The organism is Proteus mirabilis HI4320, assembly GCF_000069965.1.
Taxonomy (GTDB): domain Bacteria; phylum Pseudomonadota; class Gammaproteobacteria; order Enterobacterales; family Enterobacteriaceae; genus Proteus; species Proteus mirabilis.
In genome coordinates, this window is sequence record NC_010554.1 from 306686 (window position 1) to 322038 (window position 15353).

Genomic DNA, 15353 nt, shown 5'->3' on the forward strand with positions numbered 1-15353 from the left:
GGTATATTTATGAAACAGCAGATTAATAAAAATAGTCTTGTATCAATATTGGTACTATTGAGCTTTTTTATCACAACAAATGTAACTGCTGTGACACCGGTTTTGTCAAGTACGGGACTATCACAAAATTCGCCTATTACACCTATTTATCCGATCCCTATCAACATAAAAGGGTACGTTATCGCTCACCCTCCTTGCATGATCAATGAGGGCAAAACGGTAGAAGTGAATTTCGGTGATGTGCTAAGTACACGAGTTGATGGCTTAAATTACAAACGTCTGGTTGATTATCATCCAAGTTGTGAACAAATGCCCATTAATACACTAAAACTTTCTGTCGAGGGGAATGGTACTTTTTTTGATGCCAATGCATTAATGACCAATATTACCGGATTAGGTATACGTATTTTGTATCAAAATAAACCACTTAAGTTAGGGCAGGCAATTAATTTTACTTATCCCGATTTCCCTGTATTGGAAGCGGTGCCTGTGCGTGATTTTTCTACTCTTCTTGTGGGAGGAGACTTTTCTACCACAGCGACATTGCGCATGGAATATCAGTGAGGAGATAACGGGAATGTTTAATAAACAGAGGATATTCTTTTTCATAACGTTACTTTCATCATTTTCATTAATGGCTGATGAGACGGCAAATAAGGCGACAATCACTAACAGCGAAAATAATTTGAGGTTATTTGGCACACTATTTATTCCCCCTCCTTGTGTGATCCAAAACAATGACATGATTGATGTTAATTTTGGTCACCAACTGGGAACGAGTCGCATCGATGGCATTAATTATACAAAGACCGTCAATTACACGTTGCAGTGTGAAGAAAATGCAAATGGTTGGGCATTAGGTTTATCCATTATCGGCTCTGCAAGCCAATTTGATGCGGCTGCTTTACAAACCAATATAACGGATTTAGCCGTACATCTCACGATAGATAGTGAGCCATTTATTTTAAATAAACGGTTTGTTATTACCTCTGATAAACCGCCGATTATTTTAGCTGTGCCTGTAAAAAAATCAGGAAGTACCTTAACAAAAGGTGCATTTGAGGCAACAGCAACGCTACTTGCTGAATATCAATAGGAGTATCGGGATGATATTACAAAGATTATCTCTGAGTACTGCAATCTTTGCCACTGTGATAGCTATGGCTAATGCTGATCCTAATATGCGTTTTCATGGTGAGTTAATTGATGAGCCATGTGTAATAAAACCCGGTGATGAAATTATTGTCATCACGCTGGATAAAGTGACTGATAGTGCTTTTTACAATGGAGTAGAAAGAACTAAAAGCCAGCAATTTGAGATCCATCTATCGGAGTGCGATCTCTCTATGAATAACAAAGTTTCCATCACATTTAAAGGTGATGAAAATAAGGCGATGGCAGGGAAAGGTTTTCTAGCATTGAGTCCAATAAGTCGAGCCTCTGGTATTGCTATTGGTCTAGAAGATAGCGATGGAGTCCTCTTACCCATTAATCAGCCATCAAAAAATATGGCTTTGCTTTCAACTAATAACACATTGAGGTTTAGTGCTTTTATACAAGCAGAACCTACCGCAATTGCTAATCAATCAATAAAACGGGGGCCTTTTAGCGCCATTGCTACATTCCATTTAAATTATGACTAATGTTGACTTGAGGTTTATATGCTTATACCTAATCGCCAATTAATCTTTTACTTATTTACTAGCATGTTGATATATCCAGCTTCCTCTATAGCCGCTATTTTTTCTTATATTACAGAATCAAAACCTGTGGGTAATGAGGGGACAGGGGCTGATTACACTTTTATTATCCAGCGTTGGGATCCCGAGCCACCAACGGCTTTAAATCCTTGTTATAAAAAAAAACCTTGTTATATAACCATAAATCATCGTCATCAGCCTAACCAGTCTGGAGGTTCAGCGACCAGAACTATTTTAAGTGATGGGCATAAATATCGAAGAATGGAAGATCTACGTATTGCTGTTATGAAAGAATTAGGAGGATTCCCTTATGGCCCAGGAGTTGCCATTCATCGATATGTTGATACATCAACCATACAAGAGTGCGTTGGTATATTTTATCAGCCAAATGCTTATGGTTTTGCTGAAGATGGCTATTTATTACCGGGTTCTATTTGTGCAATTGCTCCCCCACCTGTTGGACATTGTGATGTGTTAGCCCATTCTGTTGAGTTGGATTACGGCAATGTGGGGGAAAATGAGTTAGACAATGCGGTTCGTTCTCAGACTGTGAATGTGACGTGTAATCGTGATGTCTCTTTACAGGTTGTTGCAACAGGAATGAATAATCGTCAAGTCCCACTACGTAATGACAATAGCTTATATGCTGATTTATATATTAATGATAAATCTGGCGAAGAGGGAGAGGCTATCTTTGTCGCAAAAGGCAAAATGGTTTCTATACAAGTGAGTTCTAAATTGAGAACCAATGGACATGTTGCTCCAGGGTATTTTTCTGGCTCTGGCGCGTTGATTCTAACGTTACCATAATAATAAAAGGTTGAAATATCATGGTGAAATATCGTCGTGCAAATATTGATGTCAATGCACTGGTAGGTAAGCGCATACAAAAAAGGCGTAAAGAGTTAGGTTACACAGGTAGCCAATTGGCGGCAAAACTAGGGGTTAGCCAACAACAATTCTCACGCTATGAGCGAGGGTTAAACAAAATAGATCTTACTTATCTAGTGCTATTAGCTAAATTCTTAAACACACCTATTTACTGGTTTTTTGAGGACTGTATTACTTCAACGTCGGTCAAAAGTGGCAAACCGCTAAGTCGACGAAGCAATCTTTTAGCCAAAAAAGCACTAGACGCATTTCTGTATTAACCTTTACCTCTTACAAGAAAAAGTCCTTAAATAAGCAACCTATTTAGGTCAGGCTAAGGGGATGTTTTCCCTTAATGATCGCTATAGCGATATTGACTGTCGAGTTATGTTGCACTCATTAGGCTTGCAATCACTATCCCTAAGCGAGCTTAGATGGGTAGTGATTGCTTTATGAGCATTATAAATGTGTAGAAAGAGACGAAAAAATCAGAATTAATTGTATTTTGAATATATCTCTTATACTAAGTTAAATTATTAATGATAAATCTTTTTAATGTTTTTCTGTGGGTAAATGGATACCTTCTAAGATAGAGTCTATTGGAATAAAAATGATTATATTTCAAAAAAAATTAGTACACCAAATATGACCGGGTTTATTAAAATCAAGTATCATTAATTAATTCTTTATTAAGATTACTATCGTGATTATTTATATTAAATGATATAATTTTTAATATAAATCCTAATTTGAATTAAAAAGAAAAAAATATCTATATTCTTATTGTAAAATAAAACGTACTCAATTATTGATATTAACTTTTTAAGTAATCTATTAATAAAGAACTATTGTGAGTTTCGCGTTTCCCACATATTGATAAATCGTTTTGAGTTACTTGCTGTATAAATAACCGTATGGGAAATATTGCGATGGCCTAAATAGTCTTGAATTAAACGTGTATCTCTGCCTAAATCCGCCAGTGCGTAGCCACAGGCGTGGCGTAACATATGAGGGTGTGGACTAATAGAAACATTGGCTTTTTTACCTAAACGGCGTAATAACCCATAAACTTGTTGACGGGAAATTGGTCCCGTTTTTTGTGATAAAAATACCCATTCAGAATCTGATTCTCTCCAGTTTTCTCTACTTTTCAACCAGTTGCATAAGGCTTCATATTCCTCATCAATAATAGGTTGTGTTGTTGAAAGCCCACCTTTTAAACGCCTGACATAGAGTATTCTACTTTCTAGATCAATATCGCTTAATGTTAAATTACATAGTTCGCTAACACGAAAACCATGTAAAAAACACATTAAAAACATACAGTAATCTCTTTCGGGATACCTACCTTCCTTAGCTTGCTTTAAAATAGCATTCACTTCAAAACGTGTAAGAAATTTACGTTGCTTCATTTTCGTAACCTTTTCAATTAGATAATAAACAACAAAAGTCAGTTGCAGCATCACTATAGCAAGTAATATGCATCAATAAAGGGTTGTGTTTTTTTTATACTTTCTTTTTTACTCGTTAATTTTAAACAAGTTTATTGAAAGTTTGCCAATTTTTAGAAAACGAAAACCATTGATAGGTAAGAGAAAGGAGAATAGCAGGTGATATTTACACCTATTTAGAGAAACAATCAAAATACACCAAATTGTTTACTATTATTCTCCGGCTTCTAACTTAAGTCAAATATATTATTGGGTATATATTCTTAATTATTTAACATATTGATATTAAACAATTTTTTAAAAAATCAAAATAATTTATTACTTTGTGCAAAACACTGAAATAAATTTTTTTACTTTTTTAACAAACTATAGTATTTGCACTTAGAATTATATCATCTTTTTCCTAAATTTTAAGATGAAAAAATCTAAATAGTCATACTTGCAAGATGAAAATCTTTAACTAAACAATTTGGTGTATTTTGTTTCGTTTCTAACGATATTTCGCGGCGTTTGAAGTGGACTTAAATATACCAAAATTCCCGAGCTCAATAAATGAGCCATTCAATTAGGAATAATCCAATCCTAAATGAATTAATTATTTTAGATGTCTTCATCCTTTATATTTCAGGAAACAAAAAGATGAAATTAAATAAATTAGCTTTAGTTCTTGGTTTAGGTTTATCTGTTGTTGCGGGTTCTGCTTTAGCTGCAGATCAAGGTCATGGTACTGTTAAATTTGTTGGTTCAATCATTGATGCTCCTTGCTCAATTACTCCTGATACTGAAAATCAAACAGTTCCACTAGGTCAAATTTCTACTGCTGCATTAAAAGATGGTGGCCGTAGTAATTCTCGTGACTTTAAAATCTCTTTAGAAAATTGTACTACAGAGACTTACAAAACTGTTCAAACAACTTTCACTGGCTCTGAAGCAACTGAAGTTTTAGAAGGTTCTTTAGGCATTGAAGGTATCGCTAAAAATGCAGCTGTTGTTATCACCGATGCGGGTGGTAAACAAATCAAATTAGGCACCCCAAGTGCTGCTCAAAACCTGCGTGATGGTAACAATGATCTGAACTTTGCTGCTTATTTACAAGGTTCTGCATCTGAAGCTGCTGTTCCAGGTGACTTTACTGCAATCGCAACTTTCGCACTGACTTATCAGTAAGAAAAAATAAGTTCTGTACAAGGAAGTACAGAGCTTTAATTCCTGTCTTTACTTTTAATGATTTTTCTTACTAACGGAGAAAAATATGAATCGCAAGATGGCACCACTATTGCTATGCCTTGTTGCCAGTTTAGTGACTGCGCCAACGATAGCCAGTGATGTAAAACAAGATAAAAACATGCATCAGCGATTTGGGTGGCTCAATCTACAAGGAACCATATTAGAGCCGTCATGTGCAATATCAGCGGGAAGTAGTGATCAAGTGATCCCGCTAACGACGGTATCTATCCCAACGTTAGTCACTGAAGGTCAAGGACCGATTGAATATTTTTCTATCAGATTAACGGACTGTACGCTAATTAGCCAGAAAGGGCAAGAAGCGGATAATCCACGTTTTATCGCAACGTTCGATGGTCCTTCTAATGGAAATGGCAACTTTGAGTTATCCGGTGAGGCCAAAGGTGCTTCATTAGCGATAGCGGATCGTTATGGTCGACAAGCTATTCCAGGACAACCCCTACCGCCCGTTGGCATTGATTCGCAGTCAATGGCATTGCTGTACCAAGCTCGAATAGTCAAAAATAACGATACGCCAAAAGCGGGGAATTACCGTACGACGCTGCGCTTTAAGCTGGAATACTATTAAATGGATCAGGGTTGGATAATTTATGGTTAGATCATTCAAAACCGTTTGTTTAGAGAAGCGAGAAAAGAGAAAAAAGCATGCTATTCGGCCTGTTGCTATATTGATCTATTTAATTGTTACTGGGGCATCCAGTCTTTCAAATTCAGCTTTAGCGAATAGCGATATTGAGTTTAATGCTGATATTTTAGATCTTAAAGATAAACAAAATATCGATTTATCTGATTTCTCTCGAGCTGGCTATATTATGCCAGGGCGCTACGAATTTGTTGTTCGTATAAATAATAATGAACTTCCCGATATCTACAACATTAATTATGTTGTACCTGCAGATGATCCCAAAGGAAGTGAACCTTGCTTACCTCCTGAATTAGTTCGTCAATTAGGACTAAAACCAGAGTGGCTTGATAAAATTCGTTTTAACGATAATCAAACTTGCCTTGATACATCATCTATTCCCGGAATGACAATAAATGCCAGTTTAGGTAGTGGTAATTTATTATTAACGATACCTCAAGCTTATTTGGAGTATTCAGCACCAAACTGGGATCCGCCTTCTCGTTGGGATGACGGTATTTCAGGGATACTTTTTGATTATAACGTCAATGCAAATGTGACTGATCCTGCTAAAGGAAAACAACGTCAGCAAGTGACGGGGTTAGGTACGTTAGGGGCGAACTTAGGTGCTTGGCGTTTTCGCGCTGATTGGCAAGCGAGCTACCAACATACGACAGGGATCCCTCAAAGTACAGAAAACAGCTGGAAATGGAATCAATACTATCTCTATAGAGCTATCCCTCAATGGGAAGCGCGCTTTGTCATGGGAGAGACTTACTCGCGCTCCGATATTTTTGATAGTTTCCGTTTTACCGGGGTTCATCTCGCAACTGACGACAATATGTTGCCACCTAATTTACGTGGATATGCGCCAGAAGTCACAGGTGTAGCAAAAACCAATGCCAAAGTGACAATTAGCCAACAGGGTCGAGTGATCTACGAGACGCAAGTTGCTCCAGGACCATTTCGTATTCAAGATATTAATGATGCCGTTAGCGGTAAATTAGATGTACGTGTCGAAGAGCAAGATGGCTCTGTACAAGAGTTTCAAATGGATACGGCAAGTATTCCTTATTTAACTCGACCAGGACGAGTGCAATATAAATTCTCGGCAGGTAAACCTTCTAATATTGACCATAATACCGAAGGCCCCGTTTTTGGTATGGGGGAATTTTCATGGGGGGTGAGTAACGGTTGGTCACTTTATGGGGGCTCAATTGTTGCGGGTGATTATAACGCCTTGTCTGCGGGTATCGGCCGTGACTTAATGGCTTTTGGTGCTCTCTCTTTTGATGCTACTCACTCTTGGGCAAAAATTCCTCGTGATGATAAGCGTTATAACGGTGGCTCTTATCGATTAAGTTATTCAAAACGTTTTGAAGCTATTAATAGCCAAGTCACCTTTGCTGGTTATCGCTTCTCAGAACGCGACTTTATGACCATGGATCAGTATTTAGAGCGTCGCTATCGCGATGGTAATGCTGATAATAACAAAGAACTTTATACCATTATGTTTAGTAAGCAATTTCCTGACTGGGGATTGAGTACTTACTTAAACTATAGTCACCAAACATATTGGAATAAGCCAACTAATGATAATTACAACTTATCGTTAGCGAAAAGCGCGGATATTGGTCGTTTTAAAAATATCAATTTTAGTCTCTCCGCTTTCCGTAATAAATTTAATGGCACCAATGATAATGGCGTTTATATGAATGTCAGTATGCCTTGGGGTGATCGTGCGACCATCAGTTACAACACTGTCATTAATAAGAGCGGTAACTCTCATAATGTCAGCTATTACGATCGAATTGATGACAATAGCAGTTATCGTGTTGGCGCTGGGGTAAGTAGCAATGGTAAACCTTCAGCCGATGCTTATTTTATGCATTATGCTGATGCGGCCTTAGTCACCGCCAGTGCAAGTCATATCAATGGTGAATATACCTCTGCCACTTTATCGCTACAAGGTGGTGCCACACTTACGCCGAAAGGTGGAGCATTACACCGCGTTAGTCGTACAGGTAGTACTCGCTTACTTATTGATACAGACGGTATCGCTAATATTCCCGTGAAGAATTTTGGTGCGATTTCCCATACCAATATGTTTGGTAAAGCGGTATTGCCAGATATTAATGATTACTACCGTAGTAGCGCGAGTATCGATCTTAATCGATTACCTGAAAATGTCGAAGCATTACGCTCAATTCAGCAATTAACCCTAACCGAAGGGGCGATTGGTTACCGTCGATTTGATGTTATCGAAGGGCAAAAAGCCATGGCGGTTATTCGGTTAAAAGATGGAACCTTCCCACCATTTGGTGCCAGTGTCACAACAGAAAAAGGGCGTGAGTTAGGCATCATTAATGATGGTGGAAATGTTTATCTAACCGGTATTAATACCGGGGATGTATTGAGTGTTCGTTGGAGTGGTAAAGAGCAGTGCAAAGTACTTATTCCAACATTGGTGGAGAATGTGCAAATTTCATCACTGTTATTGACCTGTAGTGATGATGGCACAGCAACCTCTACTTTCAATCAAAGAGAAGTCTCCTTACCTAAAACGAAGTTTCTATCTCGTTAAGGTTAAGGAACAGGAAATAAAGATAAAAACAACTTCAGACAAAGAGTAATTAAAGATGATGTTATTAAAACGCTCATGCATTGTTGCAACCACTTTGTTAATGGGAATGGCATTTACTCATCAAGCTGTTGCTGCCATTGCGCTAGATCGAACTCGTGTCATTTTTAATGGTGCCGAAAAATCGATTAGTTTAAATGTCAGCAATCAAAATAAGGACTTGCCTTATCTTGCTCAAGGCTGGATGGAAAATGAAAACGGCGAACGTATTGAAAGCCCACTGATTGTTTTACCCCCGATCCAACGTATTGAACCGGGTGATAAAAGTCAGATTAAGGTGCAATCATTACCTGATATAGCCAAATTACCACAAGATAGAGAAAGTGTTTTCTATTTTAACCTACGTGAAATTCCACCACGTAGTAATAAGCCTAATGTACTGCAAATTGCATTACAAACGCGGATCAAATTATTTTATCGTCCTGCATCAATCTATGCCTCGCAAACGGATTTAACCAATCCTTGGCAAGAGCAGATCACTTTAACTAAAAAAGGTGATCGCTTCGAAGTGAATAATCCAACGCCTTACTATGTGACATTAGTCGATGGATTAACCAGTTTGAAAGGAAAAAGCTTGGATGGCTTTGAACCATTAATGATCGCACCTAAAAGTAGCGGCACGATAAATCTGAGTGCTTCCATGTTTGGTGCTTCACCGGTATTGAGCTACATCAATGATTATGGCGGTCGCCCTCAGATGAAATTCACCTGTAGTGGCAATCAATGCAAAGTAACAGAAACGGCAGCTGGAAACTAAATAGGTCTGATTTATGGTTATGGAACAGTGGTTTAGCCCAAGCAAGGCAGTGTTGGTTTTTATTCTGGCAACATTTACTGGAGGCCTGAGTTCTACTGCTGTTGCTAACTTACCTGCAGGAGCAGTAATAAGAGCGACCCCCGGGATTGTTTATATCAATATTACTGGAAACGTCATCGCTCCACCTCCTTGCTTAATCAATGACGGCAAGATGATCGAGGTGAATTTTGGCGAAGTAATGAGTACGCGTATTAATGATAGCAATTATAAGCAACCTATCGAATATACCGCGACTTGCCAAAAAAGACCGACTAACGCCATGAAAGTCTATATAACAGGTAATGCAACAGGGTTCGATAGTAATGCCCTACAAACTAATATTACGGGATTAGGGGTACGCATTCTTTATCAAGGTAAATTATTAGGATTAGGCTCAGCGGTTAAATTTACCTATCCCAATTTGCCTAAACTAGAAGCGATCCCTGTGCGTGATAATAGAGAAACACTAGTTGGTGGAGATTTTGTTGCCAATGCCACACTTCATGTAGATTATCAGTAAAGGGGCAACACGATGAATAAATTGCAATCTATTTGTCTGATTATATTACTAAATTCTACAGCAGTAATGGCGGCCGACTCGCCTAATTTAAAATTATTCGGAACATTATTAGTGCCACCTCCTTGTGTTATCAGCAATGACGAACGAATTGAGGTTTTTTTTGGTAAGAACGTCGGTATTAATAAAGTTGATGGTATTAACTATACCGAATCGGTGAATTATACCTTGGTATGCGACGCTAATTTAAAAGGTTGGGATTTGGGATTATCAATTATCGGACCTAAAACCCAGTTTGATGAGGCGGCATTGCAAACCAATATTCCAGATTTAGGTATTCATTTAACTCAAGATGGTAAGCCTTTTAAGCTAAATGAGCGTATTGCGATTTCACCAGATTCGCCTCCGGTTATTCAAGCTGTTCCAGTAAAAAGACCGGGAAGTACATTGCCTGAAGGGGCATTTGAAGTCTCAGCCACCTTATTAGCAGAATACCAATAGGAGCGTTTTGATGAAAATAAAAACATTATCGATCCGGTTCATATTGGGTCTATCTGTATCCATAGGGTTAACTTCAGCGGCTTTTGCAATACCGGACAACCTCTATTTTCACGGCATATTAGTTGATGAGCCTTGTACCATAAAACCGGGTGATGAAACCGTGGTACTCGATTTTGGCAATATTCCTGATAAAAACCTTTATGCCTATAAAAGAACGCCAAGCAAGTTATTTCAATTACGTCTGTCAGAATGCGATCTCTCAATCGGTAAAAGCGTCAAAATAACCTTTAAAGGAGAGGAAAACCAAGCAATGGCAGGAGAAGGATTTTTGGCAATAAGTCCGGGCAGCCAAGCTTCTGGTATTGCGGTGGGATTAGAGTCTGAAAATGGTAATGCTCTACCTATAAATAAAGAAACAGACAAGATGTCATTAACTGCGGGTGACACTATTTTGAATTTTTATGCCTTTATTCAAGGTGAGCCGGATGCGATTGCGAATAAGTCGATTAAACGTGGTCCTTTTAGTGCAATAGCCACCTTCTATTTGAATTATGACTGATAATGAAGATTGAGGTTTTACATGTTTATATTTAAACGATTTCCGGCGATATTTATCTTAATAGCGGGGCTTTTCTCAGCACCTGCGATGGCCTCTATTTTTTCTTATATAACAGAATCAACAGGGACACCTTCTAACGCCACTTACACTTATGTTATTGAGCGTTGGGATCCAGAAACCTCAGGAATATTAAATCCTTGTTATGGTTGGCCTGTGTGTTATGTCACAGTGAACCATAAACATACAGTAAATGGTACTGGGGGAAATCCTGCATTTCAGATTGCTCGAATTGAAAAACTACGTACTTTAGCTGAAGTTCGTGATGTAGTACTTAAAAATAGATCATTCCCTATTGAAGGGCAAACCACCCACAGAGGGCCTTCATTAAACTCTAATCAAGAGTGTGTGGGATTATTTTATCAACCGAATTCAAGTGGTATATCACCTCGAGGAAAACTCTTACCAGGTTCACTATGCGGTATCGCACCACCACCAGTGGGTGCTTGTAAAATATCTGAAGGTGCGGTGAACCTTAACTATGGTGATATTGATGAAGCTAGTTTAAGTGGTGCTAAGCGCTCTGAAACAATCAATGTAACCTGTAATTTAGCAATGAAAGTGTTGGTTATCGCATCTGGCTCTGATAGTGGGCGGGTACCTCTGCGTGCAGATAAGAGTTTATATGCTGATTTATATCTAAACAATTATCCTGGTGAAAAAGGCGTTACGGTAAATGTTCCAGCAGGCGGTTCAGCGCCAGTCTCTGTGAGTTCAACGCTACGCACGAATGGACGGGTAGCTCCAGGTCGTTTCTCCGGTTCCGGTTCAATTATTTTAACCATGCCTTAATCATGATAATGGGTGAATATTATGATGATGAATTTTGATTTTGCGAATATAGATGTAAATGCTTCTGTAGGTAAAAAGATCCAAAAAAAACGTAAAGAGCTGGGTTATACCGGTATGCAGCTGGCTAAAAAAATTGGTGTCAGCCAGCAACAGTTTTCTCGCTATGAACGAGGTATGAACAAAATAGATCTCAGACATTTAGTGTTGTTAGCTCTCTATTTAAATACACCCATTTATTGGTTTTTTGAGGATTGCTACGTAAAAAAGCCTTCATTAAATAATAAAGGAATAGATAAGCGCAATTATGTTATTGCTCAAGCAACACCTGATGCTTTTCATTATTGATATTCAGTCGATATGACATATTGATGTTTTGCTAGATATTACATTTCTTTGATTGATTACCTTATTGGTAGGGCAAGGGCAACCTTGCCGTTTTTTTATGTTGAAAGCTGACTTATTTTATCTCTTCTAATACACCCATTTATTATTTTTCTATTATTTACTACGCTATTATTAGGCTTTTCTCCTATTTTATTATCATACCGCTTAGTCACAAATAGACTTCTTTTTTAACATCTCTTAGTTAATTCTTGTAATGATGTGACTATAAATAGTAATTTCAGCCGTTATTATCAGGTTTATTAGAGTATTCGAAGCTTTTTATGTACTTTTTAAGGAGTTTTTAGTTCTGTAAAGGTTAATAAATAGACTTTAAAATGTTAAAAAGTGTTAACTTGCGCGCATTTTTTAATTTTAGATATTATAAATTGATTTTAATGTTTGTTATCTATAATTGATAGTATGTTTTTTAACTTATTGTTTTGTATTAATTAAATTATGTTTTTTTTCATTGTTTGAGTGTTAATTTTAGATAATATCATTTATATGATAGGTATTTACGGATAGTAAAAACAAATTTGGTTGTGTACTGTGCATTTTCTGTTTTTTTATAAAAAGGATAAATCATGCAAACAAAAAAACAGGGAGGAAGTCGTTTTCTACGCACAGTGGAATGGCTTGGAAATGCACTCCCCCATCCCGTTATTTTATTTATTATTTTAATTGCTATTTTACTTGTATCTTCAGCGGTTGGTGAATACTTCGGCGTTACAGTACAAGATCCACGACCAGAAGGCGCTAAAGGGCGCGCTGAAGATGGTTATATTCATATTATCAGTTTACTTGATGCTGATGGTATACGACGTATTCTTGCTAATATTGTTACCAATTTTACAGGGTTTGCTCCTTTAGGAACCGTACTGGTGGCTTTACTCGGTGTCGGAATAGCTGAACGAGCGGGATTATTATCAGCCGTTATGCGTTTAGTGGTTATGAAAGCTCCACGCAAAATGACCACATTAGCCATTGTATTTGCAGGTATTATGTCAAATACTGCAGCTGAATTAGGATATGTTGTCTTGATCCCGCTATCGGCAATTATTTTCCATTCGCTAGGTCGTCATCCATTAGCGGGGATTGCTGCTGCGTTTGCGGGAGTATCTGGCGGATATTCAGCTAACTTACTGTTAGGGACTATCGATCCATTATTATCAGGTATTACACAACAAGCAGCACGCATTATTGACCCAAGCTATATTGTTGGTGCGGAAGCAAACTGGTACTTTATGTTTGTCAGCACCTTTTTAATTACATTTTTAGGCTACATCATCACAGAAAAAATCGTTGAGCCTCAGTTAGGGCCTTATAATGGTAATGAATTAGATGATGAAGAAACTGATCTAAAAAATGCTGCGCAAGTTACCCCTCTTGAGAAAAAAGCACTATGGGCAGCAACAGGAACATTTATTGTGATGGCCATCATTCTGGCATTCACTGTCGTACCTGAAAATGGCATATTAAGAAACCAAGAAACAGGTTTAATTGGTAACTCACCATTCTTAAAATCCATTGTTGTATTCATTTTCTTATTTTTTGCTATCCCCGGTATTGTTTATGGTTGGATAGCTAAGACTATGCGTTCAGATAAAGATATTGTCGATGCCATGGCAAACTCTATGAGCACATTAGGTCTTTATTTAGTAATTATTTTCTTTGCTGCTCAATTTGTGGCTTTTTTTGGCTGGACAAATATAGGGCAAGTGATCGCTGTTAAAGGTGCGGCTTTACTTAATAGTATTGATATGCCAAGTGGGTTGCTATTTTTGGGCTTTATTTTAATTTGCGCCTTTATCAATTTAATGATTGGTTCAGCTTCCGCGCAATGGGCAGTAACGGCGCCTATTTTTGTTCCTATGTTAATGCTGGCAGGTTATGCACCAGAAACTATTCAAGCAGCTTATCGTATAGGTGATTCGGTGACGAATATTATTACGCCAATGATGAGTTACTTTGGTTTAATCTTAGCGGTTGCCACAAAATATAAGAAAGATACGGGTATTGGAACTATGATCTCGATGATGTTGCCATATTCTATTATCTTCTTAATTGGTTGGTCACTGTTATTCTACCTTTGGGTATTTGTTTTCCACTTACCTGTAGGGCCTGGATCGCCAATTTATTATTCACCGCATGCGGGATAATATTATTCTTTAGATAAGCTTATACAAGGATGTATAGGCTTATTTGTGTTTATCTTTATGTGTTGCTAACTTTTCTGTTAATTGGGTTGCATAGTCCGTATGTAGAAACTGTGTGTCCATTCCTGCCTGTTGTAATTTTAATTCGAGTAAAGTGAGTTTTTTTTGTAACTGTTCATCTTTGATGCCAGTTTCTGAAAGTGAACTTAATATTTCGGCTAAAGATAATGCATCTTTTCTATCTTGCATTTCTGGGGGCAAAAAGCCGGCATTCTTAAGCAAATGATAACTAGTCCGCAAAGACTCAGGAACATGACTGTTATCATCTAATACCAAGGGTTTACCTTCTCCTGGCAAAGAAGAGAGTTCACCATTTTTCAACGCCTTTTCAATGTGGCGCTCCGCCCATTCATCAAGAATTGACATTATTCAGCCTCAACATTAATGACTAATGTAATCAATAAAATAACAAACTTAATTTCACTTGATCAAATCACATAAAATGATATTATATTTTTATATTATATAAAAATATATATTGTTATAGGGAGAGTAAAATGAGCAAGTACCAAGAAATAGTAACAGACATCTCGGGGAATATGGGGGCATTATCTAAAAATATTCCTGAAGTTATGAAGTCATTTATGAGTACCACCAAAGCAAGCTCTAAAGATGGTGTGCTCGATGCTAAAACCAAAGAGCTGATTGCTATTGCCATTGCTGTTGCTAATCGTTGCGATGGTTGTATAGGTTTTCATACTAAAACCCTAGTTGAATTAGGGACGACAGAGCAGGAGCTTGCAGAAGCATTGGGCGTCGCGATTTATATGGGAGGGGGCCCTTCTGTGATGTATGCGTCCAATACCATGGGGGCTTTTAAAGAATTTAGTCAATAGTATTTAATAAAATTTAGTTATCATTATAGCCAGCATATTGCTGGCTTTTTGGGTTTTAAAGCTTATAGTGGCTCACTTATATTTTAGTTTTTCTTAATGATTACTAATGGTATTAGTTATATTCGTGAAATGCCAAAAGGAAATTATTATTGATAACCTTTTTTTA

Annotated in this window: 18 protein-coding genes; 16 read left to right on the forward strand and 2 right to left on the reverse strand. The window is 37.5% G+C overall.

What is annotated here, in order from left to right; all coding sequences use genetic code 11:
* Window positions 1-9 precede the first annotated feature (9 nt).
* The 5 genes from PMI_RS01245 to PMI_RS01265 are packed head-to-tail and all read left to right on the forward strand — an operon-like array spanning window position 10 to window position 2851.
* A complete protein-coding gene (locus PMI_RS01245) occupies window positions 10-564 on the forward strand; it encodes a fimbrial protein (protein WP_004244937.1) in 555 nt (184 codons plus the stop codon).
* A gap of 13 nt (window positions 565-577) precedes the next feature.
* Window positions 578-1096: a fimbrial protein gene (locus PMI_RS01250; RefSeq protein ID WP_012367528.1), complete on the forward strand. Its 519-nt coding sequence runs from the start codon at window positions 578-580 to the stop codon at window positions 1094-1096.
* Window positions 1097-1106: 10 nt separating this feature from the next.
* Complete coding sequence (locus tag PMI_RS01255; RefSeq protein WP_012367529.1) at window positions 1107-1643, forward strand: fimbrial protein; 537 nt, start codon at window positions 1107-1109, stop codon at window positions 1641-1643.
* Between the two features lie 18 nt (window positions 1644-1661).
* Complete coding sequence (locus tag PMI_RS01260) at window positions 1662-2510, forward strand: MrpH family fimbial adhesin (RefSeq protein WP_012367530.1); 849 nt, start codon at window positions 1662-1664, stop codon at window positions 2508-2510.
* Window positions 2511-2530: 20 nt separating this feature from the next.
* Window positions 2531-2851: a helix-turn-helix domain-containing protein gene (locus tag PMI_RS01265; protein WP_004244929.1), complete on the forward strand. Its 321-nt coding sequence runs from the start codon at window positions 2531-2533 to the stop codon at window positions 2849-2851.
* A 564-nt stretch (window positions 2852-3415) separates the two neighbouring features.
* Here PMI_RS01265 and mrpI read toward each other — a convergent pair.
* Window positions 3416-3982, reverse strand: a complete 567-nt coding sequence (gene mrpI / locus PMI_RS01270) for a phase variation DNA invertase MrpI (RefSeq protein WP_004247323.1) — start codon at window positions 3980-3982, stop codon at window positions 3416-3418.
* Window positions 3983-4660: 678 nt separating this feature from the next.
* Here mrpI and mrpA point away from each other — a divergent pair.
* The 10 genes from mrpA (at window position 4661) to PMI_RS01320 (ending at window position 14294) form a co-directional block, all read left to right on the forward strand.
* Complete coding sequence (gene mrpA / locus PMI_RS01275) at window positions 4661-5188, forward strand: MR/P fimbria major subunit MrpA (RefSeq protein WP_004247325.1); 528 nt, start codon at window positions 4661-4663, stop codon at window positions 5186-5188.
* A 97-nt stretch (window positions 5189-5285) separates the two neighbouring features.
* Window positions 5286-5834, forward strand: a complete 549-nt coding sequence (gene mrpB / locus PMI_RS01280; protein ID WP_023843516.1) for an MR/P fimbria assembly terminator MrpB — start codon at window positions 5286-5288, stop codon at window positions 5832-5834.
* Between the two features lie 22 nt (window positions 5835-5856).
* Window positions 5857-8472: an MR/P fimbria usher protein MrpC gene (mrpC, locus tag PMI_RS01285; RefSeq protein ID WP_004247328.1), complete on the forward strand. Its 2616-nt coding sequence runs from the start codon at window positions 5857-5859 to the stop codon at window positions 8470-8472.
* Window positions 8473-8527: 55 nt separating this feature from the next.
* A complete protein-coding gene (mrpD, locus tag PMI_RS01290; protein WP_004244924.1) occupies window positions 8528-9286 on the forward strand; it encodes an MR/P fimbria assembly chaperone MrpD in 759 nt (252 codons plus the stop codon).
* Window positions 9287-9299: 13 nt separating this feature from the next.
* A complete protein-coding gene (locus PMI_RS01295) occupies window positions 9300-9845 on the forward strand; it encodes a fimbrial protein (protein WP_004244923.1) in 546 nt (181 codons plus the stop codon).
* Between the two features lie 12 nt (window positions 9846-9857).
* Window positions 9858-10343, forward strand: a complete 486-nt coding sequence (locus PMI_RS01300) for a fimbrial protein (RefSeq protein ID WP_004244922.1) — start codon at window positions 9858-9860, stop codon at window positions 10341-10343.
* Between the two features lie 10 nt (window positions 10344-10353).
* The gene (locus tag PMI_RS01305; RefSeq protein WP_004244920.1) at window positions 10354-10902 is read left to right on the forward strand and encodes a fimbrial protein; all 549 of its coding nucleotides are present in this window, start codon (window positions 10354-10356) and stop codon (window positions 10900-10902) included.
* Window positions 10903-10923: 21 nt separating this feature from the next.
* Complete coding sequence (gene mrpH, locus PMI_RS01310; RefSeq protein WP_004244918.1) at window positions 10924-11751, forward strand: MR/P fimbria adhesin subunit MrpH; 828 nt, start codon at window positions 10924-10926, stop codon at window positions 11749-11751.
* 21 nt (window positions 11752-11772) lie between these two features.
* Window positions 11773-12096, forward strand: a complete 324-nt coding sequence (mrpJ, locus tag PMI_RS01315; RefSeq protein ID WP_004244917.1) for a transcriptional regulator MrpJ — start codon at window positions 11773-11775, stop codon at window positions 12094-12096.
* 623 nt (window positions 12097-12719) lie between these two features.
* Entirely contained in the window at window positions 12720-14294 is a 1575-nt protein-coding gene (locus PMI_RS01320) for an AbgT family transporter (protein ID WP_004244916.1), read from the forward strand.
* 39 nt (window positions 14295-14333) lie between these two features.
* On the opposite strand, the gene PMI_RS01325 is transcribed toward PMI_RS01320, so the two are convergent.
* Window positions 14334-14717, reverse strand: a complete 384-nt coding sequence (locus PMI_RS01325) for a DnaJ family domain-containing protein (RefSeq protein WP_012367532.1) — start codon at window positions 14715-14717, stop codon at window positions 14334-14336.
* Window positions 14718-14848: 131 nt separating this feature from the next.
* Here PMI_RS01325 and PMI_RS01330 point away from each other — a divergent pair, with 131 nt between their 5' ends.
* Complete coding sequence (locus tag PMI_RS01330) at window positions 14849-15187, forward strand: carboxymuconolactone decarboxylase family protein (RefSeq protein ID WP_004244914.1); 339 nt, start codon at window positions 14849-14851, stop codon at window positions 15185-15187.
* The last annotated feature ends 166 nt before the right edge of the window (window positions 15188-15353 follow it).

Coding starts and splice junctions, on each gene's coding strand:
- PMI_RS01265 (WP_004244929.1), top strand. CDS start 2,531: ATGGTGAAATATCGTCGTGCAAATATTGATGTCAATGCACTGGTAGGT.
- mrpJ (WP_004244917.1), top strand. CDS start 11,773: ATGATGATGAATTTTGATTTTGCGAATATAGATGTAAATGCTTCTGTA.
- PMI_RS01320 (WP_004244916.1), top strand. CDS start 12,720: ATGCAAACAAAAAAACAGGGAGGAAGTCGTTTTCTACGCACAGTGGAA.
- PMI_RS01260 (WP_012367530.1), top strand. CDS start 1,662: ATGCTTATACCTAATCGCCAATTAATCTTTTACTTATTTACTAGCATG.
- PMI_RS01305 (WP_004244920.1), top strand. CDS start 10,354: ATGAAAATAAAAACATTATCGATCCGGTTCATATTGGGTCTATCTGTA.
- mrpA (WP_004247325.1), top strand. CDS start 4,661: ATGAAATTAAATAAATTAGCTTTAGTTCTTGGTTTAGGTTTATCTGTT.
- PMI_RS01255 (WP_012367529.1), top strand. CDS start 1,107: ATGATATTACAAAGATTATCTCTGAGTACTGCAATCTTTGCCACTGTG.
- PMI_RS01295 (WP_004244923.1), top strand. CDS start 9,300: ATGGTTATGGAACAGTGGTTTAGCCCAAGCAAGGCAGTGTTGGTTTTT.
- mrpC (WP_004247328.1), top strand. CDS start 5,857: ATGGTTAGATCATTCAAAACCGTTTGTTTAGAGAAGCGAGAAAAGAGA.
- PMI_RS01245 (WP_004244937.1), top strand. CDS start 10: ATGAAACAGCAGATTAATAAAAATAGTCTTGTATCAATATTGGTACTA.
- PMI_RS01250 (WP_012367528.1), top strand. CDS start 578: ATGTTTAATAAACAGAGGATATTCTTTTTCATAACGTTACTTTCATCA.
- mrpB (WP_023843516.1), top strand. CDS start 5,286: ATGGCACCACTATTGCTATGCCTTGTTGCCAGTTTAGTGACTGCGCCA.
- mrpD (WP_004244924.1), top strand. CDS start 8,528: ATGATGTTATTAAAACGCTCATGCATTGTTGCAACCACTTTGTTAATG.
- mrpI (WP_004247323.1), bottom strand. CDS start 3,982: ATGAAGCAACGTAAATTTCTTACACGTTTTGAAGTGAATGCTATTTTA.
- mrpH (WP_004244918.1), top strand. CDS start 10,924: ATGTTTATATTTAAACGATTTCCGGCGATATTTATCTTAATAGCGGGG.
- PMI_RS01300 (WP_004244922.1), top strand. CDS start 9,858: ATGAATAAATTGCAATCTATTTGTCTGATTATATTACTAAATTCTACA.
- PMI_RS01325 (WP_012367532.1), bottom strand. CDS start 14,717: ATGTCAATTCTTGATGAATGGGCGGAGCGCCACATTGAAAAGGCGTTG.
- PMI_RS01330 (WP_004244914.1), top strand. CDS start 14,849: ATGAGCAAGTACCAAGAAATAGTAACAGACATCTCGGGGAATATGGGG.